Raw genomic sequence first — 2,916 nt, 5'->3', positions numbered from 1 at the left:
CGGCGAGCAGCGGCAGCAGGCCGTCACCGGCGGAGTGACGCTCGCGGTCCTCGCCCTGCTGCCGCTGCTCGCCGCGCGCGGGCTGCTCGGACGCCGCGGCTGGAGCCGCGGCCCGGCCGTCATCACCCAGCTGCTGGCCCTGCCGGTGGCCTACAACCTGCTGCAGTCCGACAGCGTGGCCATCCCGGCGGGGATCGTGCTCGCGGTGGTGGCCGTCACGGCCCTGGTCCTGCTGCTGAACCCCGAGACGACCCGGGCCCTCGGCATCCGGGGGCCGGGGAACGCCGGGAAGTAGGACCCGCCCCGGTCCACGGCCCGGGCCGCCCCCGGAACTCACTCCTCCACGAGCAGCTTCTCCCGCAGCTGGGCCAGCGTGCGGGCCAGCAGCCGGGAGACGTGCATCTGGGAGATGCCCACCTCCTGGGCGATCTGCGACTGGGTCATGTTGCCGAAGAAGCGCAGCAGCAGGATCCGCTTCTCGCGCGGGGGAAGGTCCTCGAGCAGCGGCTTCAGCGACTCGCGGTACTCCACGCCCTCCAGCGCCTCGTCCTCCGCGCCCAGGGTGTCCGCGACCGCCGGGGACTCGTCGTCGGTGTCGGGGACGTCCAGGGACAGCGTGGAGTACGCGTTGGCGGACTCCAGTCCCTCCAGGACCTCCTCCTCCGAGATCGCCAGCTTCTCGGCGAGCTCGTGGACCGTGGGGGAGCGGCCGTGCTGCTGCGAGAGCTCGGCCGTCGCCGTCGTCAGCGCCAGCCGCAGCTCCTGCAGCCTCCGGGGGACGCGCACCGCCCAGCCCTTGTCGCGGAAGTGCCGCTTGATCTCACCGACGACCGTCGGGGTCGCGTACGTGGAGAACTCCACGCCGCGGTCCGGGTCGAAGCGGTCGACCGACTTGATCAGACCGATGGTGGCGACCTGGGTCAGGTCGTCCAGCGGCTCCCCGCGGTTGCGGAAGCGGCGCGCCAGGTGCTCGACGAGCGGCAGGTGCATGCGGACCAGCCGGTTGCGCAGCTCCGCGTACTCCGGGGTGCCGTCCCGCAGCGTGCGCAGCTCGAGGAACAAGGCACGTGCCCCGCTGCGGTCCTGCGGATCGCGCTGCGCGCCGTGCGTGCCCGGGGTGTCCGGGGTGCGCCGGATGCCCTGCGCGCCCGGCGTCCGCGGCACTTCGCTCTCGGCGTGTCGCTCGTGCTCGTTCATCGTCCCGCCCGTCGCCCTTCCCCGAGCGCTCGCCCCGTCCCCCGCCGCCGGCTCCCCGCGCGCCCGGTCTTCCCCGTGGCCGGGGGAGACGCCGGGGCGGCCGGCCGGCCTGCTCCGCGCGGCGGGGTCGTGCTGTCCGCCGTCCGGAGCTCCGGCCACCGCGGAGTCGTCCTCCGGGTGCGGCCGGGCCTGTTCCGGGATGGCGTCGATGCCCTCGATGCCGCCGGAGATCCGCTCGGCCGGCAGCTCGCGTGTGCCGCGTTCTTCGTCCCGCACCGGCCCGTCCTCGTTCCTCACGCCGGCCCGGGTCCCGCGCCGCGCTGTTTGTAGAGGCTGATCGAAACGGTCTTGTCCTCGTCCACGGCGGAGGAGACCTTGCCCGCGAGAGCGGACAGCACGGTCCACGCGAAGGTGTCGCGCGAAGGGGCGTGGCCGTCCGTGGTGGGCGCCGAGACGGTGACCTCGAGCGAGTCGTCGACGAGGCGGAAGACACAACTGAGCACCGAACCCGGCACGGCCTGCTGCAGCAGGATCGCGCAGGCCTCGTCGACCGCGATGCGCAGGTCCTCGATCTCGTCGAGGGTGAAGTCCAAACGGGCCGCGAGGCCGGCCGTGGCCGTACGCAGCACCGACAGGTAGGCACCCGCGGCCGGCAGCCGGACTTCCACGAAGTCCTGGGTCGCGGGCTCGCCTGCGATCTGGGACACCCTCACCTCCAAGGTGGTACAAGCATTCAGGATCGGGGTCGCCCCCGGACAACGCGATATGTGGTTCAGCGGTGACGCTACCGCGCTCCGGACGGTCCTGTCCCCGGGACCCCGACCCCATGCCGTCACTCATGGTAAAGCCACGGGCACGTTCCGTGGCTAGGGGTCTGCGGGCCCGAATGGGAAGAGCGCGCGCCGCATTGACGTACCCAGACGTCAGACGGTCGAACCGTCCGCGCCGCAGTCCTCTCGGGGCCGCGTCGGGAGGCGTCCGCGAGTCCTTGCCCGCGGCCCGTCCGCTCACGGGAAAGGACGCCCGGTGACGACGGCCGCGACCGTGCTCCCGCGCGGGAACGCGTTCTCCTCCGCCAGGGCGACAAGGGCGTAAAGCAACTTGGCGACATAGACACGCTCGACGGGGATGCCGTGACGGTGCTCGAAGTCCGCGGCGAACGCGTCGAGTTCCGGGGTGGTCCGGGCGTAGCCGCCGAAGTGGAAGCGGTCGTCCACGCTCCAGTCGCCGCGCGGGCCGCCGAACGCCTCGGTCTGCAGCTCCCGTGTCGCGGCGGCCAGGAAACCGCCCCGGAGCACCGGGACGCCCAGCGCGCGCCCGCCCGGGCCGAGTCCGGCGGCCAGCCCGGCGAGCGTCCCGCCGGTGCCGCACGCCGTGGCGACCACGTCCGCCCGGCCGGCCAGCTCCTCCCCGAGGGCCCGGCAGCCGCGCACGGCGAGGGCGTTGCTGCCGCCCTCGGGAACGACGTGGGCGTCCTCGGCGTCCGCCTCGCGCAGTACGGCCGCGAGGGTCGCCGGCGCGGTCTTGCCGCGGTAGGTCGCCCGGTCGACGAAGTGCAGCCGCATGCCGTCGGCCGCGCACCGGGCCAGTGAGGCGTTGAGGGGACGGCCGGCGAGTTCCTGGCCGCGCACCACCCCCACCGTGGGCAGTCCCAGCAGCCGTCCGGCGGCGGCGGTGGCCCGCAGGTGGTTGGAGTAGGCGCCGCCGGACGGCTGCTGG

4 protein-coding genes are annotated in these 2,916 nt (G+C 73.9%); 1 reads left to right on the top strand and 3 read right to left on the bottom strand.

All coding sequences use genetic code 11. The annotated features are described in order from the left end of the window. A partial coding sequence (locus tag AOK18_RS26705; protein WP_055695995.1) for a hypothetical protein occupies window positions 1-295 on the top strand: 295 nt, incomplete at its 5' end. A gap of 38 nt (window positions 296-333) precedes the next feature. Here the strand turns inward: AOK18_RS26705 and AOK18_RS26700 are convergent. The 3 genes from AOK18_RS26700 to AOK18_RS26690 all read right to left on the bottom strand — a co-directional run. Then, the gene (locus AOK18_RS26700; protein WP_074995117.1) at window positions 334-1,494 is read right to left on the bottom strand and encodes an RNA polymerase sigma factor SigF; all 1,161 of its coding nucleotides are present in this window, start codon (window positions 1,492-1,494) and stop codon (window positions 334-336) included. Further along, a complete protein-coding gene (locus AOK18_RS26695) occupies window positions 1,491-1,904 on the bottom strand; it encodes an ATP-binding protein (RefSeq protein WP_004925829.1) in 414 nt (137 codons plus the stop codon). Before AOK18_RS26695 ends, AOK18_RS26700 begins: the two co-directional genes overlap by 4 nt. A 300-nt stretch (window positions 1,905-2,204) precedes the next feature. Continuing rightward, window positions 2,205-2,916 (bottom strand): 1-aminocyclopropane-1-carboxylate deaminase/D-cysteine desulfhydrase (locus tag AOK18_RS26690; protein ID WP_055695994.1); only part of this gene is annotated, 712 nt, incomplete at its 5' end.

The organism is Streptomyces prasinopilosus, assembly GCF_001419695.1.
GTDB lineage: Bacteria > Actinomycetota > Actinomycetes > Streptomycetales > Streptomycetaceae > Streptomyces > Streptomyces prasinopilosus.
The sequence above is the reverse complement of the archived record's forward strand: the minus strand, read 5'-3'. Positions and strand labels throughout refer to the sequence as shown.